Source organism: Bradyrhizobium sp. USDA 3256 (genome assembly GCF_054058275.1).
In genome coordinates this window covers 6,410,365-6,435,957 of sequence record NZ_JBSSAE010000002.1, presented here as the reverse complement: position 1 = coordinate 6,435,957, position 25,593 = coordinate 6,410,365, and the positions used below count along the sequence as shown (strand labels likewise).

Here is a 25,593-nt window from a genome sequence, read left to right as displayed (position 1 = left end):
CCGCGCTGTTCTCTCCACAATTGCCGGTTGGTCCACGGCCTGATTCTCCGGGCTTCTACGGGGAACCTCCGTAACCATCAGGTAAAGGGTCTCACATTACGGTGCGCGGAATCAATCCGCCAATCGCGTCGCGTTCCCGCCTCTTCTGGAGACCCCCGTGAAGCTGTCAAATCTGAAGATCACCCCCAAGCTCGGCATTCTGGTGGGGGTGACCCTCCTTGGCCTGTGCACGGCCGGCATCCTCGCCGGTCACCTGATGCAGCGTGAGATGATGAATGCGCGCATCGACCAGGCCAAGGCCATCGTCGAGATGGCGAAGAACATGGCGGCGGGCCTGAAGAAGGATGTCGATGCCGGCAAGCTGACCAAGGAAGCGGCACTGGCCGAGTTCGGCAAGCGGGCCAACACGCTGACCTACGACAACGGCGCCGGCTATCTGTTCGGCACCGACTACAGCGGCATCACGGTTCTGGCGCCCGATCCGAAACAGGTCGGAACCAATCGCATGGACGTCGTGACCAATGGTCGCAAGCTCTCGCAGGAACTGATGGACGGCGTGAAGGCCAAAGGCGAGATCCTGCTGTTCTATGATTATGTGAAGCCCGGCCAGGAGACGCCGATCCGCAAGCTCGGCTACGCCGTCGCGGTCCCTGGCTTCGATATGTATCTCGGCACCGGCGCCTATCTCGACGATATCGATGCCAAGATGCGGCCGATTGCCTGGCTGCTCGGCCTCGCGATCCTCGGCATCGGCATCGTTTCCGGCTCGGTCGCCTGGCTGATCGGCCGCAGCATCTCCCGTCCGCTCAACCTGCTCGGCGCCCGCATGCGCGACATCGCCGACGGCAAGCTCGACGGTGACATCCCCGGCGTCGGCCGCGGTGACGAGGTCGGCGGAATGGCGGCCACGGTTCAGGTCTTCAAGGACAACGCGGTTCGCATCCGCGGCCTGGAACAGGCCGAGGCCGAAACCAAAGCACGCGCGGAGGCCGAGCGCCGTGGTGCGATGGAGGATATCGCCAACGATTTCGAGCGCAGCGTGAACGGCATCGTCCGCACGGTGGCCTCCGCCGCCGCCGGCATGCAGACCACGGCGCAGTCGATGACCGCGACCGCGAGCGACGCCAGCGCGCGGGCCGCGACCTTCGGCGCTGCGTCCGACAGCGCCTCCAACAATGTCGGCACCGTCGCCGCCGCCGCCGAGGAGCTCTCCAGCTCGGTTGCCGAGATCTCCCGCCAGGTGGCGCGCTCCAGCGAGGTCGCGAGCCAGGCGGTGGCCGATGCCGAGCGCACCAACGCGACCGTGCAGGCGCTCTCCACCGGCGCCGAGAAGATCGGCGAGGTGGTCAAGCTGATCCATTCGATCGCAGCCCAAACCAACCTGCTTGCGCTCAACGCCACCATCGAGGCGGCGCGCGCCGGCGAATCCGGCCGCGGTTTCGCGGTAGTCGCCTCCGAAGTGAAGGCGCTGGCCAACCAGACCGCGAAGGCGACCGAGGAGATCTCGGCGCAGGTCGCCGCGATGCAGGCTTCCACCGGCGAGGCGGTGACCTCGATCGGCGGCATCACCGCGACCATCGCGCAGATGAGCGAGATCACGGCCTCGATCTCGACCGCGATCGACCAGCAGGGCGATGCGACGCGCGAGATCGCGCGCAACATCCAGCAGGTCGCGGCCGGCTCGAGCGAGATCTCCGCCCATATCGGCGGCGTCACGTCAGCGGCCGCCGCCACCGGCACCGCGGCCGGGGACGTGCTGTCGAATGCCCGCGAGCTCGACACGCAATCGGGCATGCTGCGCAACGCGGTCGACGAGTTCCTGCAGAAGGTGCGCGCGGCGTAAGGTTTGCGCGATCGATCGACTCCAGCGTGATGCCCGGGCTTCGCCCGGGCATTCGTGTTTTGAGACGCAGCGAAAGGTCGGCCGCCTACTGCTTCTCGATTCCGGCGTCGGCGATCAGCTTTTCCCACAGCACGAGCTGCTCCTTGAGGAACGCCTCGAACTCCTCGGGCGTACCGGAGAATGCCTCCATGCCGCGCTCGGCGAGCTGGCTCTTGATATCCGGCCGCTCGATGAACTTGCGGATCTCCGCATTCAGCCTGACCACGACGTCCTTCGGCATGTTGGCGGGGCCGAGATAGCCCTGCCAGGAGGTGATATCGAAACCCTTCACGGTGTCGTCCATCGTGGGCAGGTCCGGCAGCAGCGCCGACTTCCGCTTGGTGGTGACCGCGAGCGGCTTCAGCACCTTGGCGTTGACGTGCGGCAGCCCGGTCGGCACGTCGATGAACATCATCGAGATGCGGCCGGCGATGACGTCGGTCAGTGCCGGCGGTGAGCTCTTGTAGGGCACATGCAGCAGGTCGATGCCGGCGAGGCGCGCGAAGGTCGCGCCGGAGACGCTCGCCGACGACGAGCCGCTGGCGTAGCTGTACTTGCCCGGATCCTTCTTGGCGAGCGCGATCAGCTCGGCGACCGAGTTCGCCGGGATGTCCGGATGGATCACCAGCATGAAGGGCAGGTCGCCGGTGCGCGCGATCGGCGTGAAATCCTTGATCGGATCGTAGTTCATGGTCTTGAGCAGATACGGATTGGCCGAGTGCGTCGTGTTCGTGGTGACGAACAGCGTGTAGCCGTCGGGGGCGGAGCGGGCGACATAGTTCGCCGCGATCGAGCCGTTGGCGCCGGCCCGGTTGTCGATCACCATGCCGACGCCGAGCGCCACGCCGAGCTCCTTGGAGATCAGCCGTGTCGTGGTGTCGGTGCCGCTGCCAGCGGCAAACGGCAGCACCAGCGTGATGTTGCGGGTGGGATAGGTCTGGGCAAGTGCCGCCCCGGATATCGCCGCAAGCGCGGCGGCGGCTGCGGCCGCCACGCAGCAATATCTTCTGAATCCCATGATCATGTCGTCGTCCCCCCGCGCAGGCCCTGAACAGGCCCATTGCGGCCGAAGCTAGCCCGGCCGCCATGGCCGCGGAAGTCGTGCCGGGAGCAGCCTTTCGCCGCATGGCCACTCCCGGGCCGTCGCAGGGGCGCGCTGCCAAAAATATCGAAAACAACCCCATGCAAAGGAGCCGGGGCGACGGGCGCCCGACCAGACAGCTTGACACGTCGGGCAAATCAGTGGCATATTTCTAATATTCCGAAAATTGGTCGTAAGGGACGCTACGATCCCGCCGGGAAGACCTGCGCGACGTGAAACGCCTTGGTGGTGATGAGCCACCGGCCGTCGATCCGATGAAACACCAGATGGTCGATGAAGCCGGTTTGGCCGGCCCTGACGCGCACCTTGGCGATGGCCAGGTCGGACGCGGTCTGGTCGATGCTGATGATGGCCTCCTCTCGCGGTGATTTCATCGACGCCGGCGAGGGACGGCTGCGGATGAAGTCGCGGAATTCGGCGGCCGACCGCACCGTGTGCTTGCCGTCCCGGACGCCGTGCACGATGCAGGCATCGGCGAAGACGTCGTGGAACCGGCTATCGTCGACGTCGTACATCAGGTTGAAATATCCATCGATCGCGGATGCGATGGCCTCGATGTCGCTCATTGCATGATCTCCTTGGCGGTTGATGTGGCGGTGCCCGCACCGGATCGAACCGGTGATGTGCACCGACAGTGGCCGATATGGTGGCGGAGTGCTACGACTGGGCGGTCATCTCTTGGATGACTGAAAGGCATCGGCATGGACGAAGTTGACGGTCGGCTGGTTGGCGGCCTGGTGGTCCTCGCGGCGCTGGCGGATGCGCGCAGTTTTGGCCGGGCCGCCGAACGGCTCGGCATGACGCAATCCGGGGTCAGCAAGGCGATCGCGAAGCTCGAGGCGCGCCTCGATGCCAGGCTGGTTCACCGCACGAGCCGCGTCGTCGAGCTCACCGAGGAAGGACGCGCGCTATACGAGCGGGTTGCCGCGCATCTGGCGGGGATCGGCGAGGCGGCGGCGGAGACCTCGAAATCGCGCGATGCGGTTCGCGGCAGGCTGCGGGTCAATGTCGACCCGCTGTTCTCCCGCATGGTGCTGTCGCCGAAGCTGAGCGAGTTCCTGCTGCAGAATCCGGGCATGGAGCTGCGTATCGAGACCCGCGACCGGATCGCGGATCTGGTCAGCGACGGTTTTGATCTGGCGGTGCGTTTCGGCGAGCCGACGCCATCGGCGCTGATTGCGCGCCGCGTGCTCGATACGCGCGTGCTCACCGTGGCCTCGCCGATCTATCTCGAACGACACGGCCGGCCGCTTGATCCGCGGGAGCTGGCAAGCCGCGACCATCAGTGCATCCATGCAATCGACGCGTCGACCGGGCGTCCCTTCGATTGGGAGTTTCGGCGCGGCGGCGAGGTCGTGCCGGTCGCGGTCAACGGGCGGCTCACCGTAACCGATTCAGGAACCAAGCTCGGCGCTTGCCTCGCCGGCTTCGGCATCGCGCAGGTGATCGATCTCGGCCTCGACGATCACCTGAGGAGCGGCGCGTTGATCGAGCTGTTTCCGGACTGGCCCGACGAGCGTTTTCCGCTCTACGTCTATTACGCCTCGCGCAACCACGTGCCGGCCAAGGTGAGGCGGTTTATCGACTTCATCACGGAAACGCTGGCGGCAAAGTCGCATTCGCCACGCAAATCCGCCGGCCTGCGCAAGGTAGGCTAGTGTCCCGAATCCGAAGTTCGCATCATTTGCCGCACCTTCGGAGCGAACTTCGGATTCGATAAGAACACTAGCAAAACTTATGATTCTAGTGTGCTTTATGAATGCGAAGTTCGTGAAAATGGCTGCCGCGAAATCGCGCGAACTTCGCATTCAGCACACTTGAGCATTTTCGGTTCTGATCGAATCAGAACCGAAGCTCTGGATTCTTGTTTTGACGCGTTTTCTTCACGCGAACCGGTGCCCACTTCGCTCGAAAACGCTCTAACCATCTCCTCGGCGCCAGCTAGGGCTTCGCCGATGTCTTGGCGGATCCTTGCCGCGAGGCGATGATGACGCCGGCGAGCACCAGCGCGTAGCCGATCAGATGGAACGGCGCGAGCGTCTCGCCGAGCAGCAGGATCGCCATCGCCGAGCCGAACACCGGCACCAGATGAAAGAACGGCGCGGCGCGGTTCGGGCCGATCAGCGCGACGCCGCGGTTGAAGAACAGATAGGCGAGCGTGGACGGGAAGATCAGCGTGTAGCCCAGCGTGGCAAAGGTCAGGACGTCGAGCTTCAGCGTCACGCCGTTTAAGAATTCCCAGGCCGCCACCGGCAGCAGCATCAGCGCACCGCAGCAGGTGGTGAACGAGATCAGCGAGAGCTGATGGATTTTCGGCCGCCGCGGGATCAGCGCCGAATAGAGCCCGAACGACACCAGCGAAGCGCCGAACATGATGTCGCCGCGGTTGAAGCTGATGCTGGCGAGCGCGGAGAAGTCGCCGCGCAGGATGATGGTCAGCACACCGGCCAGCGAGATCGCGATGCCGGCCAGCTGTGCCGGCGTCAGCCGCACGCCGAACAGGATCAGCGACCACAGCGCCACGAACAGCGGCCCCGCGGACTGGATCAGCAGCGCATTCAGCGCCTCGGTGTACTGCATCGCCCAGTAGGAGATCGCGTTGTTGAAGGCGAAGCCGACCGCGGACAACAGCAGCATCAACGGCAGGGCGCTGCGCAGCTTCGGCCAGTCTTGCTTCAGATGCGGCCAGGCGAACGGCAACAGGATCAGGAAGACGCCGAACCAGCGGATCGTGGTCAGCGTGACCGGCGGCACATGGCTGCCGACATGGCGCGCCAGCACGATGTTGGCAGCCCAGAACAGCGACGTCAGGCTGAGCAGCAGATAGGGCTGGTTATTGAGCCAGTTGAGCGGCGAGCGGCGTGGCGTTGTGGCAGGTGCGGGCAAAGCGCGAAGGTCGGTCATTATTTGATGGATGTTGTGCCCGAATCCGGCACGGCGACAAGACGAGAGTGCGGATTGGAGCCATGCGTGGCCGACCAAATCTGTGGCAGCAGACACACCGTCCGAGATGTCATCCTTCCCAGGCGCAAGAATTATCCCCGTCACCCCCGCGCAAAGGCGAAGCCTTTGCGCGGGGGTGACGGGGGGTAGTTCCTTGCGTGTGGCTTGAGCCGTCACCGCCTATTTCTGCGGCCCCGACAGCGAGATGTCGCGCTCGGCGCGGAACACGTTGCTGTAGAGATTGGCGATCCATTGCCGTCCGCTGGAGGTGATGTTGAGGTAGCGGATCGCCTTCTGCACATGCGGGGCGACACTGTCCCAGTAGAACCGCGGATAGCGGTCGACGAGATCGGCCGGCGAATCGTAGCCGAGCTGGCGGTTCAGTCCGGCCTCCTCGAATTCGATGTACAGCGCGTTGGCCTTGCGGATGTAGTGGGGATCGCCGAGCTGGCCGATCAGATCGGCGGCCCGCAGCAGGGTGGCCTCTTCGCCGAAATCCTCGTCGTCATCAGGGTCGCTCAGCGGAAAGCGGGTGCCTTCGATGGCACGCACAATGCGCTCCTTGTCGAGCAGGGTGACGCCCTTGAGCCGCTCCATCACGAAGATCTTGGAGCGGTCGACGTGGTAGGACATCAGCGCCGCATCCGACGAGCCGCGCGGCAGGATGATCTTGCGGTCGTCGGCATCGACCAGATAGCCGTCCTGGCCGTCGGCCTCGAACAGCCCGCGCACATAGCCGATGTCATGGGTGAGGCAGGCGATGATGACATGGGCATAATCCTCGGCGCTCATATGCGAGTGCAGCGCACGGCCGCGCAGGATGTCGTGGCCGGCCAGCGTCACCAGCATGGTGTGCTCGACATTGTGATAGAGCGCGTCGCTGTTGCCGATGCATTCGAGCGCGATCCGCGCGATCGAGGGCACCATTTCGACCAGCTGGGTCTGCGAAGAGCCGAACCGGCGCTGCATGTACTCGCCGAGGAATTTGCCGAGCGCGTCGGCCGCTAGTTCTGGAAGGGTCATCACGGCTTTGACCTCCGAGAGCTGGCCTGAGTTTACGGCCCGGCGGTATTTCAGGCTAGTCCCGCGATGTGACATAATCGTTGCGGCCGGACCGAGGTGCCTTGGGCGGGAGCGGGTGATGGGTGTCGATCTCTTGAACGTCAAAGGCTTGAACGAGCTGGACCGCGAGGCGCCGGTCGTGATGGTCAATCTGATGCGGTTTCGCGCGCGCTCGCTCGACGGCGACGGCTCGGGCTGGGATGCCTATTTGCGCTACAGCGCGCTTACCGTCCCGATGATCAAGGCGCGCGGCGGCACGCTGCTGTGGACCGGCAGCGCCGAGACTGTCGCGCTGGGCGAGCCGGCCGGTCAGCGCTGGGATTATCTCGCGCTGGTCTACTACCCGAGCGTCGCCGCCTTCATCGACATGATGACCTCGGCCGACTACGAAGACCGCTGCGACCCGCATCGCCGCAACGGCTGCGAGGAGCACGTCATCATCGCGACGCGCGAGGCCTACAGCAAGTTCAAGGTGGGGTGAGGGAGTAGCGCGCGCCGTGCCTGGCGGCATGCTCAGATCTATCACCGTCACCCTGAAGTGCGAGCGGAGCGAGCCTCGAAGGATGAGGGGACTGAAGGCGGGACAACATGTCCGACGTCGTCCCTGCGAAAGCAGGGACCCATAACCACAGGGTTTAATTGTTGAGGAAGGCTGTGGCCCCAGCCCTGCGCAACAATGGCCTTCGGTGGTTATGGGTCCCGGCTTTCGCGGGGACGACATTGAATATTTGGCGCCGCTCCTCCGCCATATATTCACATTCTCTGAGGAGCGCGCGTCTCGAAGGGTCGACGGCCCGACCGGGGCCGATTCATCCTTCGAGGCTCGCTTCGCCAGCGCCTCGGGATGACGGGCCCAAAAGCGGCGCAAGTGCTGCGTGGCAGGCTGCTTGCACCAGCCGGCAGACCTCATCCTTCGACCGCCCCGCGCTCAGCGACGCGAAGGTCGGATAGCTTGTCAGCGCGAAGATCAGGTCGACCGCGTCCTGGCGGGCCTGCAATGATGCGCTCTTGCCCGCGATGCGGTCGATCAATCCGGTGACGCCGCGGCGGCGGCGCTCGTTGCGCTCGCGCACGGCCTCGGCGAATTCGGGATCGGTCGCCATCGCGTCGTGCAGCCGGCCGACTGCGGAATCCCGGCTCCAGAATCCGCAGAAGATCTCGACCATCCGGTCGAGCGCGGCGCGCGGATCGGTCATCGTCATGGCGTCGGCGAGCTGGTGCAGCCCGCCATGGCGCGCGATCTCGTCGAACACCGCCTCGAGCAGCCCGCGCCGCGAGCCGAACTGGTTGTAGACGGTCAGCCGGGTCACGCCGGCCACTTTCGCCACCGTATCCAGCGAGAAGCGCGCGATGCTCTCGTCGCGCAATGTGCGCGAGGCGGCCTCGATCACGCGCTCGCGGGTTTCGGCGGCGGCGGCGCTGCGCGCCGGGCTCACATAGCTGCGCGGCGGCATCGGTTTGCCTTGCTTTCGTCATATTGACTATACATTATGTATATCTAATTTCCAATGCCCATCCGGAGCGACATCATGCAGACCGCCCTCATCATAGCGCTGTCCCTTCACGTCCTGTCATCGGTGTTTTGGGCCGGCTCGAGCTTCACCCTGGCGCGCACCGGCGGCCTCGGCGGCGAAAAGCTGCTGTTTCCGCAAATCGGCGCCGCGACGGTCGCGATCGTGACCGGCGCCACGCTCTGGCGCCTGGTCCATGAAGGCTCGTTCGCCCTGCCGGAGCAGATCTTGGCCTGTGGCGCGATCGCAGCATTGGCCGCGGTCGCAGTGCAGATTATCGTCGGCGGCGGCGCGGTCCGGCAGTTGCGCAGCAGCGCGGGCGATACCTCAGCCGCGCGCTCGCGGCTGGCGGTCGCCCAGCGCATCGCCGCCGGGCTGCTCGCGGTCACCGCGCTGTGCATGGGCGCGGCGCGCTATGCGTGAGCCTGGAGCCTTTCCCGTTCCGCTAGAATTGGAACGGGGCTCCAGATTCTTGTTGTGACGCGTTTTCTTCACGCGAACCGGTATCCGCTTCGCTCGAAAACGTTCTAAAGCGCGATGAGATTAGGTTGAATCGTCATCGCGCCTTAGCTCTTTGTTTGGGCATGATCTTTTCGGAAAACCGCTTCGCACTTTTCCGGATCATGCTTTAGAACCTCCGCACCAGGTCCGGGGTGATCTCCTTCAGGCTGCGGATGCCGAGCAGCGCGAGATCGCGGTCGATCTCGGCATGCAGCAGCGAGATCGCGCGCGCCACGCCGGCCTCGCCGGCGACCACGGCGGCATAGAGGAACGGCCGGCCGACCCAGACGAAGTCCGCACCGAGCGCCAGCGCCTTGATCACGTCGGTGCCGCGGCGGATGCCGCCATCGACCATCACGGTCATGTTGCCCTTCTGCGCCGCGATCTCCGGCAGCGTGCGCAAGCCGGAGACGGTGTAGTCGAGCTGGCGGCCGCCATGGTTGGAGACCATGACGCCGTCGCAGCCATGCTCGCGCGCCAGCCGGGCGTCTTCCGGCGCGATCAGTCCCTTGACCACGAGCTTGCCGCGCCAGCGCTTGCGGATCAGCTCGACATGCTTCCAGGCCAGCTGGTCGCGGCTGCCGATGTTGCGCATCAAATTCTTGGACAGCACCGGCGGGCCCTGCTTGGCGTCCATGTTCTCGAAATGCGGCATGCCGTGATTGAACACGGTGCGCGCCCAGGTGTTCAGCAGCCAGTCGGGATGGGTGATGGTGTCCCAGAACACCCGCGGCGTGATCTCGAGCGGCACCTGGAAGCCGTTGCGGATATTGTTCTCGCGGTTGGGCGGCACCGGCACGTCGGCGGTGACGACGAAGGTGTCGTAGCCGGCGGCGGCGACGCGGTCGACCAGCGGCTCGATCCGCTCGGGAAGGCCGGCGAGATAGGCCTGGTACCAGGCCGAAGGATTGGCGGCGCGAACGTCCTCCAGCGTGATCAGCGAGGAGGCCGACAGGATCATCGGGATGTTGGCGGCGACCGCGGCGCGCGTCAGCACGATGTCGCCGCGATAGGCGCACAGCGCGGACGAGCCCATCGGCGGAATGCCGAACGGCGAGGCGTAGCTCTTGCCGAACAGCGTCGTGGTCTGGTCGCGGCCCGAGACGTCCTGCAGCACCCGCGGCACGAAGCCGTATTCCTCGAACGCCCGGCGATTGTCGCTGCGCGCCGCGTCGGTCTCGGCGCCGCCGGAGATGTAGCCGTAGAGGAATTTCGGCAGCAGTCGCCGCGCCTGCGGCTCGAAATCGTCGAGCGTGAGATAGCGCCGCAGATGCCGCGGTACGGCGGGTGCTGCGCGGTTGACGGTTGCGGGAGGCGGAGAGGGGGCTGCGGTCCGGTCGTGCACGTTGAGCGTTTCCGTTGTTCTTGGTTCTTGGTCGGAAGGCCAGACTAGCGCCTGCCGGCGGGCCGGACAAATTTCTCGTTGAACTTGTTGACGGACTGGCTGACGTCGCTGAGCGTCCTGCGGGTCTCGGCGATCATGGCGTTGGATTTCTTGTCGAAGCTCTGGATCAGCTCGCGCAGCGAAATCACGGTCGGCAGCAATTCGCCGCCATATTTGTCGCTGCCGAAGCTTTTCAGGAACTTGTCGGCCGAGTTCATCTTGGCGTCGACCGCGCTGATGCCGTCGTCGGCGGCGTCGATGAAGCCGGCGATCAGCTCGCCATTGCCGGACAGCGAATTGGTGAAGTTCTCGAGCCCGAGCAGCGAGTCCTTGATGTCGGCCTCGTTCTCGCTGATGACGCGGTCGACATTGCGCAGCGCGACCCGCAGCTTCTCCTGGATCCCCATCGTGCCTTCGGCGTCGGCCGTCAGCTCGGGAATGCCGTCGGCGCCGAGCGTCGGCGGCGGCGCATCGTCGGTGCCGCCGGTGAAGGAGATCGAGGCGATACCGGTCAGGCCCTGGAATTCGAGGCCGGCCTGGGTGTCCTTCTTGATCGGGGCGTTGCCTTCGATCCGCGTCATCGCCACCACGCGGTGCCGGTCGAGCCTGATCGAGACCACCTCGCCGATCCGCACGCCGGCGAAGTTGACGCTGCCGCCGCGGCGCAGGCCCGAGGCCGAGCCCTCGAAGATGACGCGGAACGGCACCATCCGCTTGATGCCGGCATAGCGCTGATAGCCCAGCCAGCCGCCGAGCGAGCCGGCGACCAGGGCCAGCGTCAGGGTGCCGATCAAGAGATTGCTGGCGCGCGCCATGCGTAAAACCCGTCTGCGAAGCAGACCTCAAGAGATAGCGGATTTGCCGCCGATAGTCACCGCATCCCCTTCTTCCACCTCGCCCCGCTTGCGGGGAGAGGTCGGATCGCATCGAAGATGCGATCCGGGTGAGGGGGAGTTTCCGCGAATTCATCTCGCTCCGTCTTTGCGGAGCGAGCCCCTCACCCTGACCCTCTCCGTAAGAACGGGGAGAGGGAAGGATGGAGACGTGCTCTTCCGACAGTCACGCCGCCGACTGCCGCCGCGACGCCGCGAACACGCCGGCCAGCACCAGCGCGAAGCCGATGAAATGGAAGGCCTGCGGATGCTCGCCGATGAACACGATCGACATGATGGTGCCGAACACCGGAACCATGTGGAAGAACGGCGCGGCCCGGTTGGCGCCGATCAGCTGCACACCGCGGTTGAAGCACAGATAGGCCAGTGTCGAGGGGAACACCGCGACATAGAACAGCGACAGCAGATTGTTGATCGTGAGCTGCATCACCGGACGCGCGCCGAGTTCCCAGATGTAGAGCGGGATCAGGACCAGCGCGCCGCAGCCGAAGGTGAAGGCGGCGACCGACAGGCCGTGGATGTTGGGCCGCTTCAGGGTCAGCACCGAATACAGCGCGAAGATCACCAATGCGATGATGAAGATCAGATCGCCCTTGTTGAACTCGATCTTCGACAGCGTCGTGAGATCGCCGTGCAGCAGGATCACCAGCACGCCGGCGAGCGACAGCAGCACGCCGAACAATTGCGCCAGCGTCAGCCGTGCGCCGAGCAGGATCAGCGACCACAACGCGACCACCAGCGGTGCCGCGGATTGCAGCAGCAACGTGTTGAGCGCCTGGGTGTGCTCCAGCGCCCAGTATTGCAGCGTGTTGAAGGCGCTGATGCCGGTGATCGACATCAGCACCATGATGCCGAGATTGTTGCGGATCACCGGCCAGTCGCGAACGAGGTGCTTCCAGGCAAACGGCAGGATGATCAGGAATGCCGCCGACCAGCGCAGGAACGACAGCGTCACCGGCGGAATGTGGCCGGCGGCGAGGCGGCCGACGATCGCATTGCCGGCCCAGCATGTCGCGGTGATGCAGAGCAGCAGATAGGGCTGGTTGGCGATCCAGGAGCCGGCCGCAGGCGTTGATGTGGTGGAATCGGAGGCAGACATAAAGAGGGCCCGGGTTCACGACGCCGCGGCCTGCCCGGCTGGCACCGCCGGGCCGGTATGGATCTCCCCGGCTCGGATCACAGACACGGATTTCGTCATTCCATCAATGGGGATAGACGCATCGCGACCATGCGCGAAGGCCCCTTCACCAAGGCGGCCTGACGGCGCCTGGCCGGGCCAGCCCCGCGCCGGTCGCGCAGGGAATCGAACGCTTGGTCCTAAAGCATGATCCGGAAAAGTGCGAAGCGGTTTTCCGAAAAGATCATGCTCAAACAAAGAGCTAAGGCGCGATGACGATTCAACCTAATCTCATCGCGCTTTAGCCGGTCTCCGGCGGCGTGGTCTGGCGCTTGACGATCTGCTCGGCGAGCTCGATCAGGATCCGCTTGGTGTCGGGGTCCTGCACGTCGCGAAACACCCGCAGCATGCGCAGTTCGAGCAGGGACTGAAGCGATTCCGCCGTCTGGCCGGCTTGCGTCGGCGCTGCCGTGACCGGCCGGCAGTTGAGGATGTCGGCGGCGATTCCGAGCATCTCCGCGACCGTCGCCAGGCGACCGGTATCGATCTTCACCGTGCCGTCGACGCCGTTCTTTTGCCGGGAGGCGCCGGCGCACAGGATCTCGGCGAGATCCGCCTGCGACAGCCCGATTGCGCGCCAGCGCGCCTGCACCAATTGGTCGATCTGGTCGTCCTGTGATGTGCTCATGATGCGTTCAGACCATCTCCAGCTGGGTCCGTGGACAGCATTTCCGCTACGAAAGTTGGTAGCAAATGAACCGGCGGTTCGTCGCGATGGGACTTCTACGGATCATGCGGCTGGACAACGGGTCCTGCCGTACCGGGCAATGCGCAGGATGATCCGCGCCTCTACGCCAGCCGGGCAGTCGTGCCGGACGGGCACCGGAGTGCGCACCCTGGTCCGGGATGCTCGCGTCAGCGTCATCCGGCCCCGGCCCTTATTATCAAGACCGTGCGCGAATGCAATCAGGGGGCGACTGGGAGCATGAGCCCAACCCGGATGTGTGACCGCGCCATGTATCGCGGTGTTTGGTCCTGGCAGGGCGATGCGGCCGGCATGGCGGCAGCCCCGGGAGCACCGCCATGGCTGCGCGGCGCCGCTCACAAATCGATGATTCCGAGCGCGATGCTCTTGGCCACCCCATGGGTCTTGTTGGATGCCTCGAGCTTGCGCAGCGCCTGCTTGATGAAGCCTTCCACCGTCTCCGGTGAAATGCCGAGGATCTGCGCGGTGTCGGCCACGGTCTTGCCGCGCGCCGCCCAGGCGATCACTTCCTTTTCCCGCCCGGTGAGCTTGATGGTTTCGGCGGCGTCCGCGGGCTTGAGGATGGTCGGCGCGTTGCGCTGGTCGCGGTTGACGATGTCCATCGCCCGCTGCACCCAATAGATCATCAACAGATGCAGTTCATGGCGATGGCAGACGAACAGCTTGTCGAAGTCGCGCGGCTTGTCTTCCCAGAAGAACACCGTCGAGCTCGAATGCACCGCGCCGAGCCGGTCGCGATAGTGGAAGGGAACGACGAAGCCGTCCTTGAATCCGAACTCCCGGGCGGCATCCATCGTCTTGACCTCGGGCGGTCGCTTGCGTCCGCTTCGCTCCGGCAGCTTCAGGCTGCTCCAGCTGAACGGCGTGTTGGTGCGTCGTGACCGCGCCAGCGCCGGATCGGCATGAACGAACTCGTTCTGCACATACGCCCGCTTCCAGGCGTCGGGAAATGTGCCGATATGATAGGGCAGATCAAGGTCGGGCCGGCCGGCATCGACAAAGGCAAAGCCCGAGAAGCCGTAATTCTGGACAACGCGGTGCAATGACGAGCTGAGCTCGTCGATGGTATCCGACGCCTCGATGGTCGAAATCGCGTCTACCAGGCCCATTGACGAAAACCCCCGGTTTTAGGGGGTACCACAGTTAACCCCTTTTGTTCCAGATGTTCCCGCATTTGGAGGAAGGGACAAATGCTTCATTCATTGGACGGCTACCACGCCCTCATCACCAGGGAAGAGCTCGATCCGGCGCATGTCGGGGCGATGTTGCGGCTGCGCAAGCGCCTGTTCGTCGATCATTGCGGCTGGCTCCTGACCACGGTCGGGGAAGTCGAACGCGATCAGTTCGACTGCTGGTATACCGAGCACTGCCTGTTGTTCTCCGGCGTCGAGCTCGTCGGCGGCTTCCGCGCGATCCGCACCGATTATCCCTATCTCACCAAGTCGGTCTTCCCGCAGCTTGCGCTGCGCCGCTTTCCGGCCAGCCGCGACGCCTGGGAGATCAGCCGTTTCGGCGTGCTGCCGAACGTTGCGAGGTCGCAGGCCGCACGCGTGAACTACGCGCTGATGTTTCGCTTCGCCGAGCTGCGCGGAGCGAAGGCGCTCGTGGCGCTGGCTGATCTCTCCTATGAGCGCTTTCTCACCCGCATGGACATCCGCACCCGCCGCTACGGCCCGCCGCAGGTGATCGGCAATGATCGCATGGGCCGCCCGCTGACGGCGCTCGCCGGAGAAATCCCGCTCGGTCCCGCCGCCAATCCCGGCCTGACCAAATTCCTCGACCTTGGACGGCAATTGGAGATCCACGATGCTTCACATGTTCTCGGACGTTCGAGCATTCCAGCGTGATCCGCTGCGTCTGCTGCTGACGCGCGGCAACGAGTCCGCGCTGGGGCTGGTGCCGTTGCAGCTCGGCCCTGCGCCGGTCTTCCTGGTGAACGATCCGGATCTGCTCCGCCCGATCCTCAAGGCGCCGGAGACCGACATCGGAAAGGGCAAGCTGATCAAGAAGCTGACGCCGGTGCTCGGCCGCAGCTCGCTGATGTTGAGCGGCGAGGAGCACAAGCGGCGGCGAGCGGTGCTGCAGAAGCACATGGCCAAGGGCAGCGTCGAGAAATTCCTGCCGCATATGTGCGCCGAGATCCGCGCGGTCGGCGCCAGCCTGGCGCGGCTCGGATCGTTCGATCCGCACCATGTCACCGCGATGCTGGCGCTGCGGACGATCTGCGTCGCGATCTTCGGCTCTCAGGTGATGTCGTCCGGCGACGAGGAAGCCCTGGTTCAGGCGGTGGGCGCGATCGAGGACGATCTGGCGGAAGAGATGTTCCGAGCGTTGCCGTTCGGTCCGGTGGCCTGGTATCGGCGGCGCAAGAACCGGGTCTGCGCCAAGCTTGCCATGTCCACGGTGGTGCAACGCCTGCGCCGCAAGGCCGGCTCGAGCAGCGCGCTGCGCGATCTCGAGGCGCTCGGCCTGACCGATCGCGATCTCGAGGACGAGATCCTGACATTGCTGCTGGCCGGCCATCACACCACAGGTTCGACTGCGGCGTGGATGTTCTACCAGATGGCCGCCGATCCCGCCCTGATGGACGAGATTGCCGACGAGGCGGCGGAGTGCCTCGGCGACGACGGCGAGCTGCGGCTCGACGCGGTGAAGCGCGCCAATCTGAGCGCGACGCTGGTCAAGGAGGTCTGCCGGCTCTATCCCAGCGCCTGGTGGTTCTCGCGCGAGGTGATGCAGCCGGTGACGATCGGCGGGCGCGATCTCAAGGTCGGCACCTCGCTGTTGATCTGCCCCTGGCAGCTGCAGCGCGACCCCCGGCATTTCGAGAATCCGGACCGCTTCCTGATGACGCGGCGCTACAACACCGATGCCTACATCCCGTTCGGCGCCGGTCCGCGCGCCTGCGCCGGGATGGGGGTTGCGATGCTCGAGCTGCAACTGCTCGCGCTCGAGATCGCCGCGGCCTATCGCTTCACCGGCGTCACTCCGAATCCGGCGCCGTGGCCGAAGGCCTCGGTGACGCTGATTCCGCCGCCGATGGCCATCGAGATCGAAGTCCGCGAGATGCGCCGGCGCATCCCGCTTCTCGGCGACGAAGCCGGGCATCTGCCGTACATCCCACCCGTGGGTGCGGCGTCCATCAGCACACTACAATCGGTATCCCAATGACAACTCAGCTAACAACGGCCAGCGCCGGGCAAAGGGCCATGGATCAAGTGCAAGTGCGCAGTTTGCGCGACGTCATCGCTGTCTTGATCGAGCAGCGCAGCATCGTGAAGGCGGCCGGCGCAAGCTTTGCCGCGCATCTGCTCGACCTCGCGATCATGCAGCTGCGGCTCAACGTCAACGATATTACGGCGGAGGAATTATCCGGTCTGTCCGACTTCGTCGGCGCCGAGTTCATGAGGGACAAATCCTCGCATTGATCGCGGCGACCGGTCTTCGGATCGGTCTCGCGCAGGATCGGTCTTGCGCAGGCTCAGTCCTGCGTCGCCACCAGCGCCTTCATCGTGGCGCCGGCGGCAAGCGCGGCGTCGTTCGGATCGATCTCGATCTGCAGGCCGCGCTGGCCGCCATTGACGAAGACCGTGACGTGGGTGAGGGCGGTCTCGTCGATCGCGGTCGGCACCTTCTTCTTCTGGCCGAACGGGCTGATGCCGCCGACATGATAGCCGGTCAGCCGCTCGGCATCGGCCGGGCGCATCATCCTGGCCGACTTGCCGCCGAGGGCGGCGGGCAAGCTTCTTCATGCTGACCTCGCAGTCGGACGGCACCACGGCGCAGACCGGCTTGCCGTCGACCTCCGCCATCAGCGTCTTGAGCATGCGATTCGGGTCGACGCCGAGCGCCTCGGCCGCCTGCAGCCCGATGCTCTCGGCGCTGGAATCGTAGACATAGGTGTGAAGCTTGAAGGCAATGCCGAGCTTGCGCAGCGCCATCGTCGCTTGGGTGGAATTGGGCATGGACCTGCCGGTTAATCTAGGTGAATGATCGCCGTAACAGGAGCTGCGATCAATCCACAGCACGTCCGGCGTCACGTTGCCGTAACATTAAATTCCCGCCAGCCCGGCGCGGCCGGGCGCAGCATGGAATTTAATGGGGATATCAAAGGGTTGTAGGTCGTCTAAAAGGCGTAAACGAGCCCCTTCTTGCTTGCGCAGCCGAGCCGCTTCCTTTATCCGGTAGGCGCCTTGCGTGCGCGCGGCCGGGCGTCGCGATTTAGGCTGGGCATATCAATGCAGGTCGCTGTGGGCGGACGCGTTTTCGCCGCGATCATGGTCTGAAACACCTGAAGGGAATATCTTCGCAATGGCCAATGTTGTCGTCGTCGGCGCCCAATGGGGTGACGAAGGGAAGGGCAAGATCGTCGACTGGCTGTCGGAACAGGCCGACATCGTCGTGCGCTTCCAGGGCGGCCACAATGCCGGCCATACGCTCGTGATCAATGGCGAGACCTACAAGCTGGCGCTCCTGCCCTCCGGCGTGCTGCGCCCGAACAAGCTCGCGGTGATCGGCAATGGCGTGGTGTTCGATCCGCAGGCCTTCCTCGACGAAGTCGCCAAGCTGAAGGGGCAGGGCGTGGCGGTCGGACCGGACAATCTGCGGATCGCCGAGAACGTCACGCTGATCCTGCCGCTGCATCGCGAGCTCGACGCCTTGCGCGAATCGTCCAACGCCATCACCTCGATCGGCACCACCCGCCGCGGCATCGGCCCGGCCTATGAGGACAAGGTCGGCCGCCGCGCCATCCGCCTGATGGACCTCGCCGACCTCGACACCCTGCCGCACAAGATCGAACGCCTGCTGGCGCATCACAATGCGCTGCGCCGCGGCCTCAACCTCGCGGAGATCGACGGCAAGAGCATCCTGAGCGACCTGTCGGCGATGGCGCCGAAGCTGTTGCCCTATGCCGAGACGGTGTGGCGGCTGCTGGACCTCAAGCGCCGCGAGGGCAAGCGCATCCTGTTCGAGGGCGCGCAGGGCGCGCTGCTCGACGTCGACCACGGCACCTATCCCTATGTGACGTCGTCCAACACGGTGGCGGCGCAGGCCGCGACCGGCACCGGCCTCGGCCCGGGCGCGGTCGGCTATGTGCTGGGCATCTGCAAGGCCTACACCACCCGGGTCGGCCAGGGTCCGTTCCCGACCGAGCTGAACGACGAGATCGGCGAGGAAATCGGCCGCCGCGGCAAGGAATTCGGCGTTAATACTGGACGCAAGCGCCGGGTCGGCTGGTTCGATGCCATGCTGGTGCGACAGACTGTCCGCACCTGCGGAATTGCCGGGCTGGCGCTGACCAAGCTCGATATTCTCGACGGGTTCGACAGCATCAAGGTCTGCATCGGCTACAAGCTCGACGGCAAGGAAATCGACCATCTGCCGGCGGGCGAGGGCGCGCAGGCCCGCGTCGAGCCGATCTATGAGATCATCGAGGGCTGGAAGCAGCCGACGGCCAATGCGCGGTCCTGGGCGGACCTGCCGGCCCAGGCCATCAAGTACGTTCGCCGGGTCGAGGAATTGGTGGGGTGTCCGATCGCCCTGCTGTCCACCAGCCCGGAGCGTGAAGATACTATTCTGGTACAGAATCCGTTCGAGGCTTAACGGGATATTACCTATATCCCTCCAATTGTGTGGAAATGGCTGACTACTACCCGCTGATCGCCCGCGCCATCGCCGGATTGGACCCCAACGCCCCCGGCGAAGCCCGCCGTGCGCTGTATGCGCGGGCGCGAACGGCGTTGATCCAGCAGCTCCGCGGCGTGCAGCCGCCGCTCTCCGAATCCGAGATCACCCGCGAACGGCTGTCGCTGGAAGAGGCGGTTCGCAAGGTCGAGTCCGAGGCCGCGCAGCGCGCCCGCGAGGCCTCGCGTCCCGGTGGCGCCGCCGCTGCCCGCGGCAGCCGCGCCAATGCAAGACCGCCGGAGGCAAATACAAGGCCGCCCGAGGCCAGCCCCGCCGACACTGCCGCGCGCCCGCGGCCCCCGGCCGAACCCCGTCCGCCGCGCAATCTGCGCCCCGACACGCCGCCGCCGGCCCCGCCGCGGCCGCAGAACCCGCCGGTCCCGCCCGAGACCCAGGCGCCGCCGGCCCGGCCGGGCCCGCCCCGCCGCGGTCCGGAAGGCGCGCCGCCGCCGGTGCCGCCGGCCGCGCCGGGCGTGCGCGGCTTCCGCGACATCACCGCCGATGCCGACGATCTCGGCCGCGCCGCGGCGCAAGCCAGCCGCAACGCGCGCAAGACCTACGCCAACGTGCCGTCGCCCTCGCCGGAGTTCGACCGGCTCGAGCCGAGCCTTGAGAATCGCGGCGGCGATCCCGAGGCGCCGTATTCCTACGACGAGTCGATCGAGGAGGCCGAGCGCTACACCCCGCAGCCGCCGCAGGGTCCGCCGCCGCAGCGGTCGCGGGCCGGCAACGGCGAGCGCGAGCCGAAGAAGCCGCCGCGCGTCGGGTCGATGTTCCCGTTCAAGACCGCGATCGTGATCGGCATCCTGCTGATCCTGGTCGGCACCGGCATCCTGTTCAGGCAGCAGGCCATGAGCCTTGTCAGCAGCCTGTTCAAATCCTCGGCCCCGGTCGAGGCGCCGAAGGATGCCGCGTCGACGCCTGCGAGCAAGAAGATCACCGACCGCGTCGGCCAGCCCTCGTCGGGCGAGACGGTCGCCCCGGTGGCGCAGCGCGTGGTGCTGTATGACGAGGATCCGTCGGATCCGAAGGGCAAGCAGTATGTCGGTTCGGTGGTCTGGCGCACCGAGCAGGTCAAGGGATCGGGCAACCAGAAGCCCGACATCGCCGTGCGCGCCGACATCGACATCCCCGATCGCAAGTTCAAGATGACGATGTCGTTCCGCCGCAACACCGATTCATCGCTGCCGGCGAGCCATACCGCGGAATTGACCTTCATCCTGCCGCAGGACTTCGCCAATGGCGGCGTCGGCAACGTGCCGGGCATCCTGATGAAGTCGAACGAGCAGGCGCGCGGCACGCCGCTGGCCGGGCTCGCGGTCAAGGTCACCGACGGCTTCTTCCTGGTCGGCCTCTCCAATGTCGACGCCGACCGCTCGCGCAATCTGCAGCTCCTGAAGGAGCGCTCCTGGTTCGACGTGCCGCTGGTCTACACCAACCAGCGCCGCGCCATCATCGCGATCGAGAAGGGCGCCCCCGGCGAACGAGCCTTCAACGAGGCGTTCGCCGCGTGGGGTGAGTGAGGTCTCCCCTTTAGTCTTCTTTTCCTTTTCAGCGAAATCGATCACAATTCTGTCGTGCTCTTAGGGAGGCATGACGGATGGCCGTCCGCTTAGTCGTGGCAGTCACTGACGGCGATTGGTTTGACCACCTGAGGGGTAAGCCGCTCGCCGAGGTCAATTTTTGGTCGCCCTCCGCCACAAATTTTCGGGCTCTGGAACCTGGAGAGCTGTTCTTATTTAAGCTTCATGCACCGAGAAATTTCATTGTAGGCGGCGGCGTTTTTGCACATGCGAATTCGCTCCCGTGCACTTTGGCCTGGGAGGCGTTTGGGGAGTCGAATGGCGCGGGTTCTCTCGTAGAAATGCGCCAGCGCATTGCCAAGTATCGCCGAGCACTCCCTAGCGACCGAACGGATTTCACCATCGGTTGCCGCATTCTGACTCAGCCATTCTTTCTTCCCGAAGAGCAGTGGATCCCTGTGCCGGAAAGTTGGTCTTCTAATATCGTCTCCTTCAAGGGATATTCGACCAATGAGCCGGACGGAATGTTCTTATGGAATTCTGTTCAAGGTCTCTTGTCTAAACCTGCACCTGGTCTTGCTGAGGAACAAGCGCGCTATGGCGAACCTGTTCTCGTGCGGCCGCGCCTCGGTCAGGGCGCCTTTCGAATAGTCGTGACAGACAGCTACCAACGACGCTGTGCGGTGTCGGGAGAAAAGACGCTCCCAGCGCTGGATGCGGCGCACATTCGTCCCTTTTCGTCTGGAGGAAAGCATGAGGCATCAAACGGGATATTGCTCCGTCGGGATATCCATAGCTTGTTTGACTCGGGCTATGTGACGATTTCACCTGATTATAGGTTCGAAGTGAGTAAGCGTATTCGCGAAGAATTCGAGAATGGACGCCATTACTATGCGCTTCACGGACAGCAGATTGCCAAACCCCAAAATCCAAATCGCCAACCTGACGCGAAGGCGCTGGTTTGGCACAATGAGAACTGTTACCGGGGCTGAAGCCCAATAGGATGAATCCGCTACAGGCGGGTTGCCGCCATGAGGAGGGCACGCCATGAAACGCTATCTGATCTTCGCAGCCATCGGGCCGTTCATCGGCGGTTTCCTGCTGCTGCTCATGACCACCTATCAGTCCGGCTACTGGACCGAGACCAATGGCGGCGAGGTGACCAAGCTGCTCGTCGTGTTCGTGAAGTCGCTGCAATACAATTATCTGTTCGGCATCGTGCCGTCGCTGATGTTCGGTGCGATCGACGACATCCTGATGCATGTGAAGCGGATTGCGCCGGTGGTGCGGATGCTACTCGTCGGCGCGGTGGCGTTCGTTGGCGCGGCGCTGACCTACGCCTCGCACGGCTCCGAGAGCGGCGCGGTGCAGTTCATCCTGTACGGAATGGTCGGCTTCATCCCGGGCGTGATCACGTCCTGGCTGGCGCACAAATATGCCGAAGAGCTGCACGCGCCGGCGCAGCCGGCTTCGCAGCACTAGGGTAGGTGCTCAGTACCAAGGGAAAAGCAGAAGTCGCGTTCGGCGACTTCTGACCAACCGCGAAATGAGCACGTCGCGATCGGACAAGGGCCGCGCTCAACCCACGGCGCGGAATAGATCGCCCCTTGCAGTCATCGTATCAGCGCGAGAGACGCCGGAGGTCCGGCGACCTTCACACAACTGTCACATCATCGTCATGCAAACGTAGTCCCAATGTCATGTCCGCGCTCGTCCTCACGACCCGCGGCCGCTCGGGGCAGCGGCGATGCCGATCCCGGGCCTGCTCTATTCTGTGTTCGCGTATTTATTTCAGCCGTCGCTGCAGACGACCGGGACTTACGGGCTCTGCGTTTCGGATTCGGGGAAAGGAATTTCGAGTGGCAGATGCAAGCTTCAGCCTTCTGACGGGCAACAGTATCGAAACGCGCCTGGTCCGAGCCGGCGGCATTATTTTTCGCGAGGGGGAGCAGGCCAACGAGCTCTTCGTGATCAAGAGCGGCTATGTGCGCATTCAGGTTGGCAACAAGACCATGGCGGATCTGGCGCCCGACACGATCTTCGGCGAGATGGCGTTGATCGACAATGAGCCAAGGAGCGCGACCGCCACGGCGCTCACGGATGTCGAGCTCGTCCCGGTCTCGGAAAAGCAGTTCCTCTTCCTCGTGAGCCAGACGCCGCATTTTGCCCTGAAGGTCATGAGGACGCTGGCGCAGCGGCTCAGAACCATGAACAAGGGCGTCTACTGAAGCGAGCACGGCAGAGCCTCGAGGTAACAGGCCTTGAAGGTGACACAGTGGTAATGTGACGCAACTTGAACCGCCTGCCTGCGTTACCATGTGATGGCCATGCCCCAAGACGACATCTTCACGCCCAACGCCGCGCGATCGCGGCCGCCTTTTGGCGGCGCGCAGGCGCGCGGCAAGGTCATCGACCAGGACGGGCGCGAGCTTGCCGATGGCCCGCTGCATCCGCAGTTCCAAGGCTTTCAGCAAGGCTTTCAGGGAGGCTTCCAGTTCGATTTCCGCAACACCACCGCCAATCCGTTCGGCGATCTGACCCGCGAGCAGCGGCTGGCGCGGCTGGAGACGATCGCAAAGCTGCTCGACGTCGCTTTCATCGTTCCGGGCACCAATGTGCGCTACGGCATCGACGGGCTGATCGGCCTGATCCCGGTGGTCGGCGATATCATCACCACCGCGATCTCGCTGTGGCTGGTGCGCGAGGCCCGTCTGCTGGGCGCGCCCTGGCACATCACCGCGCGGATGCTCGCCAACGTCGCCGTCGACGGCGTGATCGGCATGGTGCCGGTGGCGGGCGATGCCTTCGACGTCATGTTCCGCGCCAATATCCGCAATGTGCGGATGCTGCGGCGCTGGCTCGACAAGCAGCCGCGCCGCGCATAATCCGGAAAAGTGTGCAGCGGTTTTCCCTCGCGACAAACGCAAGGCGTTTGCGCGGAGATCATGCGCAAATAAATGTCCCTCAAAACAAAAGCCCCCGGATCGATCCGAGGGCTTTTCGTTGAGCGAAGAGCAGAAAACTTATGCGGCGTCGGCGTCGGTCTGGCTGGCAGCCGGGCGCGGACGACGCGGCAGCGGGAAGGCTTCGCTCTCATAGAGCGAGCGGATGCCGTTCTGGTCGAAACGGGCTTCCTCGACCTGGAGATAGGCGCCATTCAGCGAGTCCGCCGGCAGCTGCTCCATCGCGAACTGCACGGCCTCGGCAGCGGTACCGAAACGGCGGTAGGCGAAACCCGCCCGCTTCTTCTTGCGGATCGCGGCAGGGAACAGTTCGGCGGATGTGTTATAGTTGAACGGACGCAGGGGACGCATGGTCGACGACCTCTTGTGTTCTTTTCAGTTGGCGTTGCGAAAGGGATTTTGGGGGACGGCGGCCTATTATCGGCGGCGCGCCGTACATGTCATTTCGACCCCTAATATAGGCCTCTTTGACAAAAATGCGACCCCAGAAGAGCCCCTGACAGGGCACATGCTGAATCCGCGCATAGCACGCGGGCCGGCCAGATAAATCATTTTATTTCAATGGCTTATGGTACTCAAATCTTGTCGAGCCAGGCCAGGATCGCGACCACGATCAAAATCACCCCGAAAAGGCCCATTCCGGAGTGGCCGAGGCCATAGCCATAGCCGCGAATTCGGCCGCTATAGCCGCCCAGCAGGATAATCAGCAAAAGGATGATGAGGATCAGTCCAAGCGACATGGCGCCCTCCTCAGAACAGGCGGCAGCCGCACGGCGAGACGCCTACGGCCCCGCGAATACCGAGCAAAGCACATTCCGGCCTGCGAGTCGTTAAGGCCGTCAGCCGATCACGAGGATGTTGCCGGGGGCCGGAGCCAAAACAAAGCCCCACGCGACCGGCCTGTTGGTCGCGTGGGGCGCGGCGTGGTGTGCGCCGTTACTTTTTCTCGTTCAGCTTCAGCGCCGCCGAGTTGATGCAGTAGCGCAGGCCGGTCGGGCCGGGGCCGTCGTTGAAGACGTGGCCGAGATGGCCGTCGCATTTCGAGCACAGCACCTCGGTGCGGATCATGCCGTGGCTCATGTCGCGCTCCTCGTCGACATGGCTCTCGACCGAGGGCTTGGAGAAGCTCGGCCAGCCGCAGCCGGAATCGAACTTCTGGTCGGATTCGAACAGCGTCTGCCCGCAGCCGGCGCAGACATAGGTGCCCTTGCGGGGATCATGCTCGTATTCGCCGGTGAAGGGCCGCTCGGTCGCTTTCTCGCGCAGCACGGCGTACTGCATCGGCGTCAATTCCTTGCGCCACTCGGCCTCGCTCTTGCGGACCTTGCCGTCGGTCTTGGTATCGGACATTCAACCTCCTTTGCGAGATGCTCAGTTGGTGACCTTGGTGCTGCCCACCAGCGTCGGCTTCTCGATGTAGTTCTCCGCGAAGATCTTCTTCAGGTTCTCGACCTTCGGGATGTCGTTATAGGCAATATAGGGTTGGTTCGGGTGCAGCGTCAGATAGTCCTGGTGGTAGCCCTCCGCCGGATAGAACGCCTCCAGCGCGCCGACCTTGGTGACGATCGGCTTCTTGTAGACCTTGGCCGCGTTGAGCTGGGCGATATAGGCGTCCGCCACCTTCTTCTGCTCGTCGCTGGTGGTGAAGATCGCCGAGCGATATTGCGTGCCGGAATCCGGGCCCTGCCGGTTCAGCTGGGTCGGGTCGTGCACGACCGAGAAGAAGATCTGCAGGATCTTGCCGTAGGAGATCTTCTGCGGGTCGTATTTGATCTCGACCGATTCCGCGTGGCCGGTGTTGCCGGTCGAGACCTTCTCGTAATCGGCGTTCGCCTTGCTGCCGCCGGAGTAGCCGGACACCGCGCTGACGATGCCGGCGGTGTGCTGGAACACACCCTGCACACCCCAGAAGCAGCCGCCGGCCAGCACCGCGGTCTTGATGCCGGATTCCGGCGCGCTCGCGGCCGGCGGCGGGATGATCACGGCGTCCTCGGCGGCAAGCGAGGGCGCAACGGCAAAAGCTGTGACGGCCAGCGCGCCGATCGCGGCGGCGCACAGCGAGAGGCGGCTGAGGGAGCTTTTGGGCATGGGTTCCTCGTGGGATCGCAATTGGGGCCAGTGTAGAGCGGGAGCCGGCATTGGCCAATCAGGCCGGGCAGCTCCAACGCTTCAAAATACGGGCGAGGAGGCGTTTTGTTACGGCGCCGGCCACACGGTTTCGTGAGGGAAATCAGCGAGGTTCAGGGATGACGGTGATGGAT

The 25,593-nt window shown here is 64.4% G+C and carries 27 protein-coding genes and 1 pseudogene; 13 read left to right on the top strand and 15 right to left on the bottom strand.

Annotation, left to right across the window (positions count from 1 at the left end; genetic code table 11):
* The first annotated feature begins 157 nt into the window (after window positions 1-157).
* Window positions 158-1,843, top strand: coding sequence for a methyl-accepting chemotaxis protein (locus ACVWY5_RS32395; RefSeq protein ID WP_028333491.1), 1,686 nt, complete (start codon window positions 158-160; stop codon window positions 1,841-1,843).
* A gap of 85 nt (window positions 1,844-1,928) precedes the next feature.
* Here ACVWY5_RS32395 and ACVWY5_RS32390 read toward each other — a convergent pair whose 3' ends face one another.
* Together ACVWY5_RS32390 and ACVWY5_RS32385 are read right to left on the bottom strand one after the other, a co-directional pair.
* Window positions 1,929-2,900, bottom strand: coding sequence for a tripartite tricarboxylate transporter substrate binding protein (locus ACVWY5_RS32390; protein WP_321176944.1), 972 nt, complete (start codon window positions 2,898-2,900; stop codon window positions 1,929-1,931).
* 266 nt (window positions 2,901-3,166) lie between these two features.
* Window positions 3,167-3,550, bottom strand: a complete 384-nt coding sequence (locus ACVWY5_RS32385; protein ID WP_038377341.1) for a nuclear transport factor 2 family protein — start codon at window positions 3,548-3,550, stop codon at window positions 3,167-3,169.
* Between the two features lie 135 nt (window positions 3,551-3,685).
* Between ACVWY5_RS32385 and ACVWY5_RS32380 the strand changes: the two genes are divergently transcribed.
* Complete coding sequence (locus ACVWY5_RS32380; protein WP_028333488.1) at window positions 3,686-4,642, top strand: LysR family transcriptional regulator; 957 nt, start codon at window positions 3,686-3,688, stop codon at window positions 4,640-4,642.
* Between the two features lie 283 nt (window positions 4,643-4,925).
* On the opposite strand, the gene ACVWY5_RS32375 is transcribed toward ACVWY5_RS32380, so the two are convergent.
* Together ACVWY5_RS32375 and ACVWY5_RS32370 are read right to left on the bottom strand one after the other, a co-directional pair.
* Complete coding sequence (locus ACVWY5_RS32375) at window positions 4,926-5,888, bottom strand: DMT family transporter (protein ID WP_028333487.1); 963 nt, start codon at window positions 5,886-5,888, stop codon at window positions 4,926-4,928.
* 219 nt (window positions 5,889-6,107) lie between these two features.
* Window positions 6,108-6,953, bottom strand: a complete 846-nt coding sequence (locus ACVWY5_RS32370) for a hypothetical protein (protein WP_028333486.1) — start codon at window positions 6,951-6,953, stop codon at window positions 6,108-6,110.
* Window positions 6,954-7,068: 115 nt separating this feature from the next.
* Between ACVWY5_RS32370 and ACVWY5_RS32365 the strand changes: the two genes are divergently transcribed.
* Window positions 7,069-7,470 (top strand): DUF1330 domain-containing protein, encoded by a 402-nt coding sequence (locus tag ACVWY5_RS32365; RefSeq protein WP_028333485.1) that lies wholly within the window; start codon window positions 7,069-7,071, stop codon window positions 7,468-7,470.
* A gap of 328 nt (window positions 7,471-7,798) precedes the next feature.
* Here ACVWY5_RS32365 and ACVWY5_RS32360 read toward each other — a convergent pair whose 3' ends face one another.
* On the bottom strand, window positions 7,799-8,443 hold the full coding sequence (locus tag ACVWY5_RS32360; RefSeq protein ID WP_028333484.1) for a TetR/AcrR family transcriptional regulator: 645 nt from the start codon (window positions 8,441-8,443) through the stop codon (window positions 7,799-7,801).
* 75 nt (window positions 8,444-8,518) lie between these two features.
* On the opposite strand from ACVWY5_RS32360, the gene ACVWY5_RS32355 reads away from it, so the two are divergent.
* Window positions 8,519-8,923 (top strand): hypothetical protein, encoded by a 405-nt coding sequence (locus ACVWY5_RS32355; protein ID WP_028333483.1) that lies wholly within the window; start codon window positions 8,519-8,521, stop codon window positions 8,921-8,923.
* Window positions 8,924-9,128: 205 nt separating this feature from the next.
* Here ACVWY5_RS32355 and ACVWY5_RS32350 read toward each other — a convergent pair whose 3' ends face one another.
* The 5 genes from ACVWY5_RS32350 to ACVWY5_RS32330 all read right to left on the bottom strand — a co-directional run bounded on the left by ACVWY5_RS32350 (window position 9,129) and on the right by ACVWY5_RS32330 (window position 14,270).
* Window positions 9,129-10,346: an alpha-hydroxy acid oxidase gene (locus tag ACVWY5_RS32350; RefSeq protein ID WP_321176945.1), complete on the bottom strand. Its 1,218-nt coding sequence runs from the start codon at window positions 10,344-10,346 to the stop codon at window positions 9,129-9,131.
* Window positions 10,347-10,390: 44 nt separating this feature from the next.
* Complete coding sequence (locus tag ACVWY5_RS32345) at window positions 10,391-11,200, bottom strand: MlaD family protein (protein ID WP_028333481.1); 810 nt, start codon at window positions 11,198-11,200, stop codon at window positions 10,391-10,393.
* Window positions 11,201-11,444: 244 nt separating this feature from the next.
* Window positions 11,445-12,377 (bottom strand): DMT family transporter, encoded by a 933-nt coding sequence (locus ACVWY5_RS32340; RefSeq protein WP_028333480.1) that lies wholly within the window; start codon window positions 12,375-12,377, stop codon window positions 11,445-11,447.
* A gap of 319 nt (window positions 12,378-12,696) precedes the next feature.
* Window positions 12,697-13,083 carry a hypothetical protein gene (locus tag ACVWY5_RS32335; RefSeq protein ID WP_028333479.1) on the bottom strand — a complete coding sequence of 129 codons (387 nt, stop codon included), beginning with the start codon at window positions 13,081-13,083 and terminating at the stop codon, window positions 12,697-12,699.
* 413 nt (window positions 13,084-13,496) lie between these two features.
* On the bottom strand, window positions 13,497-14,270 hold the full coding sequence (locus ACVWY5_RS32330; protein ID WP_028333478.1) for a helix-turn-helix transcriptional regulator: 774 nt from the start codon (window positions 14,268-14,270) through the stop codon (window positions 13,497-13,499).
* An 81-nt stretch (window positions 14,271-14,351) separates the two neighbouring features.
* On the opposite strand from ACVWY5_RS32330, the gene ACVWY5_RS32325 reads away from it, so the two are divergent.
* From ACVWY5_RS32325 to ACVWY5_RS32315, 3 genes are read left to right on the top strand one after another with little or no spacing between them, the layout of a single operon-like run.
* Window positions 14,352-15,008 (top strand): acyl-homoserine-lactone synthase, encoded by a 657-nt coding sequence (locus ACVWY5_RS32325; protein WP_051376087.1) that lies wholly within the window; start codon window positions 14,352-14,354, stop codon window positions 15,006-15,008.
* Window positions 14,968-16,332: a cytochrome P450 gene (locus tag ACVWY5_RS32320; protein WP_283088555.1), complete on the top strand. Its 1,365-nt coding sequence runs from the start codon at window positions 14,968-14,970 to the stop codon at window positions 16,330-16,332. Before ACVWY5_RS32325 ends, ACVWY5_RS32320 begins: the two co-directional genes overlap by 41 nt.
* Window positions 16,333-16,370: 38 nt before the next feature.
* Window positions 16,371-16,589 carry a hypothetical protein gene (locus tag ACVWY5_RS32315; protein WP_028333476.1) on the top strand — a complete coding sequence of 73 codons (219 nt, stop codon included), beginning with the start codon at window positions 16,371-16,373 and terminating at the stop codon, window positions 16,587-16,589.
* Between the two features lie 53 nt (window positions 16,590-16,642).
* Here the strand turns inward: ACVWY5_RS32315 and ybaK are convergent.
* Window positions 16,643-17,126 (bottom strand): annotated as a pseudogene (gene ybaK, locus ACVWY5_RS32310) (Cys-tRNA(Pro) deacylase).
* A 346-nt stretch (window positions 17,127-17,472) separates the two neighbouring features.
* Here ybaK and ACVWY5_RS32305 point away from each other — a divergent pair.
* From ACVWY5_RS32305 to ACVWY5_RS32280, 6 genes are all read left to right on the top strand, one after another.
* Window positions 17,473-18,765, top strand: coding sequence for an adenylosuccinate synthase (locus ACVWY5_RS32305; protein ID WP_028333474.1), 1,293 nt, complete (start codon window positions 17,473-17,475; stop codon window positions 18,763-18,765).
* 35 nt (window positions 18,766-18,800) lie between these two features.
* Window positions 18,801-20,369 carry a hypothetical protein gene (locus ACVWY5_RS32300; protein WP_028333473.1) on the top strand — a complete coding sequence of 523 codons (1,569 nt, stop codon included), beginning with the start codon at window positions 18,801-18,803 and terminating at the stop codon, window positions 20,367-20,369.
* 77 nt (window positions 20,370-20,446) lie between these two features.
* The gene (locus ACVWY5_RS32295; protein WP_080667023.1) at window positions 20,447-21,361 is read left to right on the top strand and encodes an HNH endonuclease; all 915 of its coding nucleotides are present in this window, start codon (window positions 20,447-20,449) and stop codon (window positions 21,359-21,361) included.
* Between the two features lie 55 nt (window positions 21,362-21,416).
* Window positions 21,417-21,851, top strand: coding sequence for a DUF5413 family protein (locus ACVWY5_RS32290; RefSeq protein WP_028333472.1), 435 nt, complete (start codon window positions 21,417-21,419; stop codon window positions 21,849-21,851).
* A gap of 377 nt (window positions 21,852-22,228) precedes the next feature.
* Window positions 22,229-22,597 (top strand): Crp/Fnr family transcriptional regulator, encoded by a 369-nt coding sequence (locus ACVWY5_RS32285; RefSeq protein WP_024582951.1) that lies wholly within the window; start codon window positions 22,229-22,231, stop codon window positions 22,595-22,597.
* A gap of 93 nt (window positions 22,598-22,690) precedes the next feature.
* Window positions 22,691-23,254 (top strand): DUF4112 domain-containing protein, encoded by a 564-nt coding sequence (locus ACVWY5_RS32280; protein ID WP_028333470.1) that lies wholly within the window; start codon window positions 22,691-22,693, stop codon window positions 23,252-23,254.
* A 138-nt stretch (window positions 23,255-23,392) separates the two neighbouring features.
* Here ACVWY5_RS32280 and ACVWY5_RS32275 read toward each other — a convergent pair whose 3' ends face one another.
* The 4 genes from ACVWY5_RS32275 to msrA form a co-directional block, all read right to left on the bottom strand.
* Window positions 23,393-23,683 (bottom strand): hypothetical protein, encoded by a 291-nt coding sequence (locus ACVWY5_RS32275; protein WP_016844322.1) that lies wholly within the window; start codon window positions 23,681-23,683, stop codon window positions 23,393-23,395.
* A gap of 224 nt (window positions 23,684-23,907) precedes the next feature.
* Window positions 23,908-24,072 carry a DUF3309 family protein gene (locus ACVWY5_RS32270; RefSeq protein WP_016844323.1) on the bottom strand — a complete coding sequence of 55 codons (165 nt, stop codon included), beginning with the start codon at window positions 24,070-24,072 and terminating at the stop codon, window positions 23,908-23,910.
* Window positions 24,073-24,268: 196 nt separating this feature from the next.
* Window positions 24,269-24,682 carry a peptide-methionine (R)-S-oxide reductase MsrB gene (gene msrB / locus ACVWY5_RS32265; protein ID WP_028333469.1) on the bottom strand — a complete coding sequence of 138 codons (414 nt, stop codon included), beginning with the start codon at window positions 24,680-24,682 and terminating at the stop codon, window positions 24,269-24,271.
* Between the two features lie 21 nt (window positions 24,683-24,703).
* Complete coding sequence (gene msrA / locus ACVWY5_RS32260) at window positions 24,704-25,420, bottom strand: peptide-methionine (S)-S-oxide reductase MsrA (protein ID WP_051376086.1); 717 nt, start codon at window positions 25,418-25,420, stop codon at window positions 24,704-24,706.
* Window positions 25,421-25,593: the final 173 nt, after the last annotated feature.

Coding starts and splice junctions, on each gene's coding strand:
- ACVWY5_RS32390 (WP_321176944.1), bottom strand. CDS start 2,900: ATGGGATTCAGAAGATATTGCTGCGTGGCGGCCGCAGCCGCCGCCGCG.
- ACVWY5_RS32385 (WP_038377341.1), bottom strand. CDS start 3,550: ATGAGCGACATCGAGGCCATCGCATCCGCGATCGATGGATATTTCAAC.
- ACVWY5_RS32380 (WP_028333488.1), top strand. CDS start 3,686: ATGGACGAAGTTGACGGTCGGCTGGTTGGCGGCCTGGTGGTCCTCGCG.
- ACVWY5_RS32375 (WP_028333487.1), bottom strand. CDS start 5,888: ATGACCGACCTTCGCGCTTTGCCCGCACCTGCCACAACGCCACGCCGC.
- ACVWY5_RS32365 (WP_028333485.1), top strand. CDS start 7,069: ATGGGTGTCGATCTCTTGAACGTCAAAGGCTTGAACGAGCTGGACCGC.
- ACVWY5_RS32360 (WP_028333484.1), bottom strand. CDS start 8,443: ATGCCGCCGCGCAGCTATGTGAGCCCGGCGCGCAGCGCCGCCGCCGCC.
- ACVWY5_RS32355 (WP_028333483.1), top strand. CDS start 8,519: ATGCAGACCGCCCTCATCATAGCGCTGTCCCTTCACGTCCTGTCATCG.
- ACVWY5_RS32345 (WP_028333481.1), bottom strand. CDS start 11,200: ATGGCGCGCGCCAGCAATCTCTTGATCGGCACCCTGACGCTGGCCCTG.
- ACVWY5_RS32340 (WP_028333480.1), bottom strand. CDS start 12,377: ATGTCTGCCTCCGATTCCACCACATCAACGCCTGCGGCCGGCTCCTGG.
- ACVWY5_RS32335 (WP_028333479.1), bottom strand. CDS start 13,083: ATGAGCACATCACAGGACGACCAGATCGACCAATTGGTGCAGGCGCGC.
- ACVWY5_RS32330 (WP_028333478.1), bottom strand. CDS start 14,270: ATGGGCCTGGTAGACGCGATTTCGACCATCGAGGCGTCGGATACCATC.
- ACVWY5_RS32325 (WP_051376087.1), top strand. CDS start 14,352: ATGCTTCATTCATTGGACGGCTACCACGCCCTCATCACCAGGGAAGAG.
- ACVWY5_RS32320 (WP_283088555.1), top strand. CDS start 14,968: ATGCTTCACATGTTCTCGGACGTTCGAGCATTCCAGCGTGATCCGCTG.
- ACVWY5_RS32315 (WP_028333476.1), top strand. CDS start 16,371: ATGGATCAAGTGCAAGTGCGCAGTTTGCGCGACGTCATCGCTGTCTTG.
- ACVWY5_RS32305 (WP_028333474.1), top strand. CDS start 17,473: ATGGCCAATGTTGTCGTCGTCGGCGCCCAATGGGGTGACGAAGGGAAG.
- ACVWY5_RS32300 (WP_028333473.1), top strand. CDS start 18,801: ATGGCTGACTACTACCCGCTGATCGCCCGCGCCATCGCCGGATTGGAC.
- ACVWY5_RS32295 (WP_080667023.1), top strand. CDS start 20,447: ATGGCCGTCCGCTTAGTCGTGGCAGTCACTGACGGCGATTGGTTTGAC.
- ACVWY5_RS32290 (WP_028333472.1), top strand. CDS start 21,417: ATGAAACGCTATCTGATCTTCGCAGCCATCGGGCCGTTCATCGGCGGT.
- ACVWY5_RS32280 (WP_028333470.1), top strand. CDS start 22,691: ATGGCCATGCCCCAAGACGACATCTTCACGCCCAACGCCGCGCGATCG.
- ACVWY5_RS32275 (WP_016844322.1), bottom strand. CDS start 23,683: ATGCGTCCCCTGCGTCCGTTCAACTATAACACATCCGCCGAACTGTTC.
- ACVWY5_RS32270 (WP_016844323.1), bottom strand. CDS start 24,072: ATGTCGCTTGGACTGATCCTCATCATCCTTTTGCTGATTATCCTGCTG.
- msrB (WP_028333469.1), bottom strand. CDS start 24,682: ATGTCCGATACCAAGACCGACGGCAAGGTCCGCAAGAGCGAGGCCGAG.
- msrA (WP_051376086.1), bottom strand. CDS start 25,420: ATGCCCAAAAGCTCCCTCAGCCGCCTCTCGCTGTGCGCCGCCGCGATC.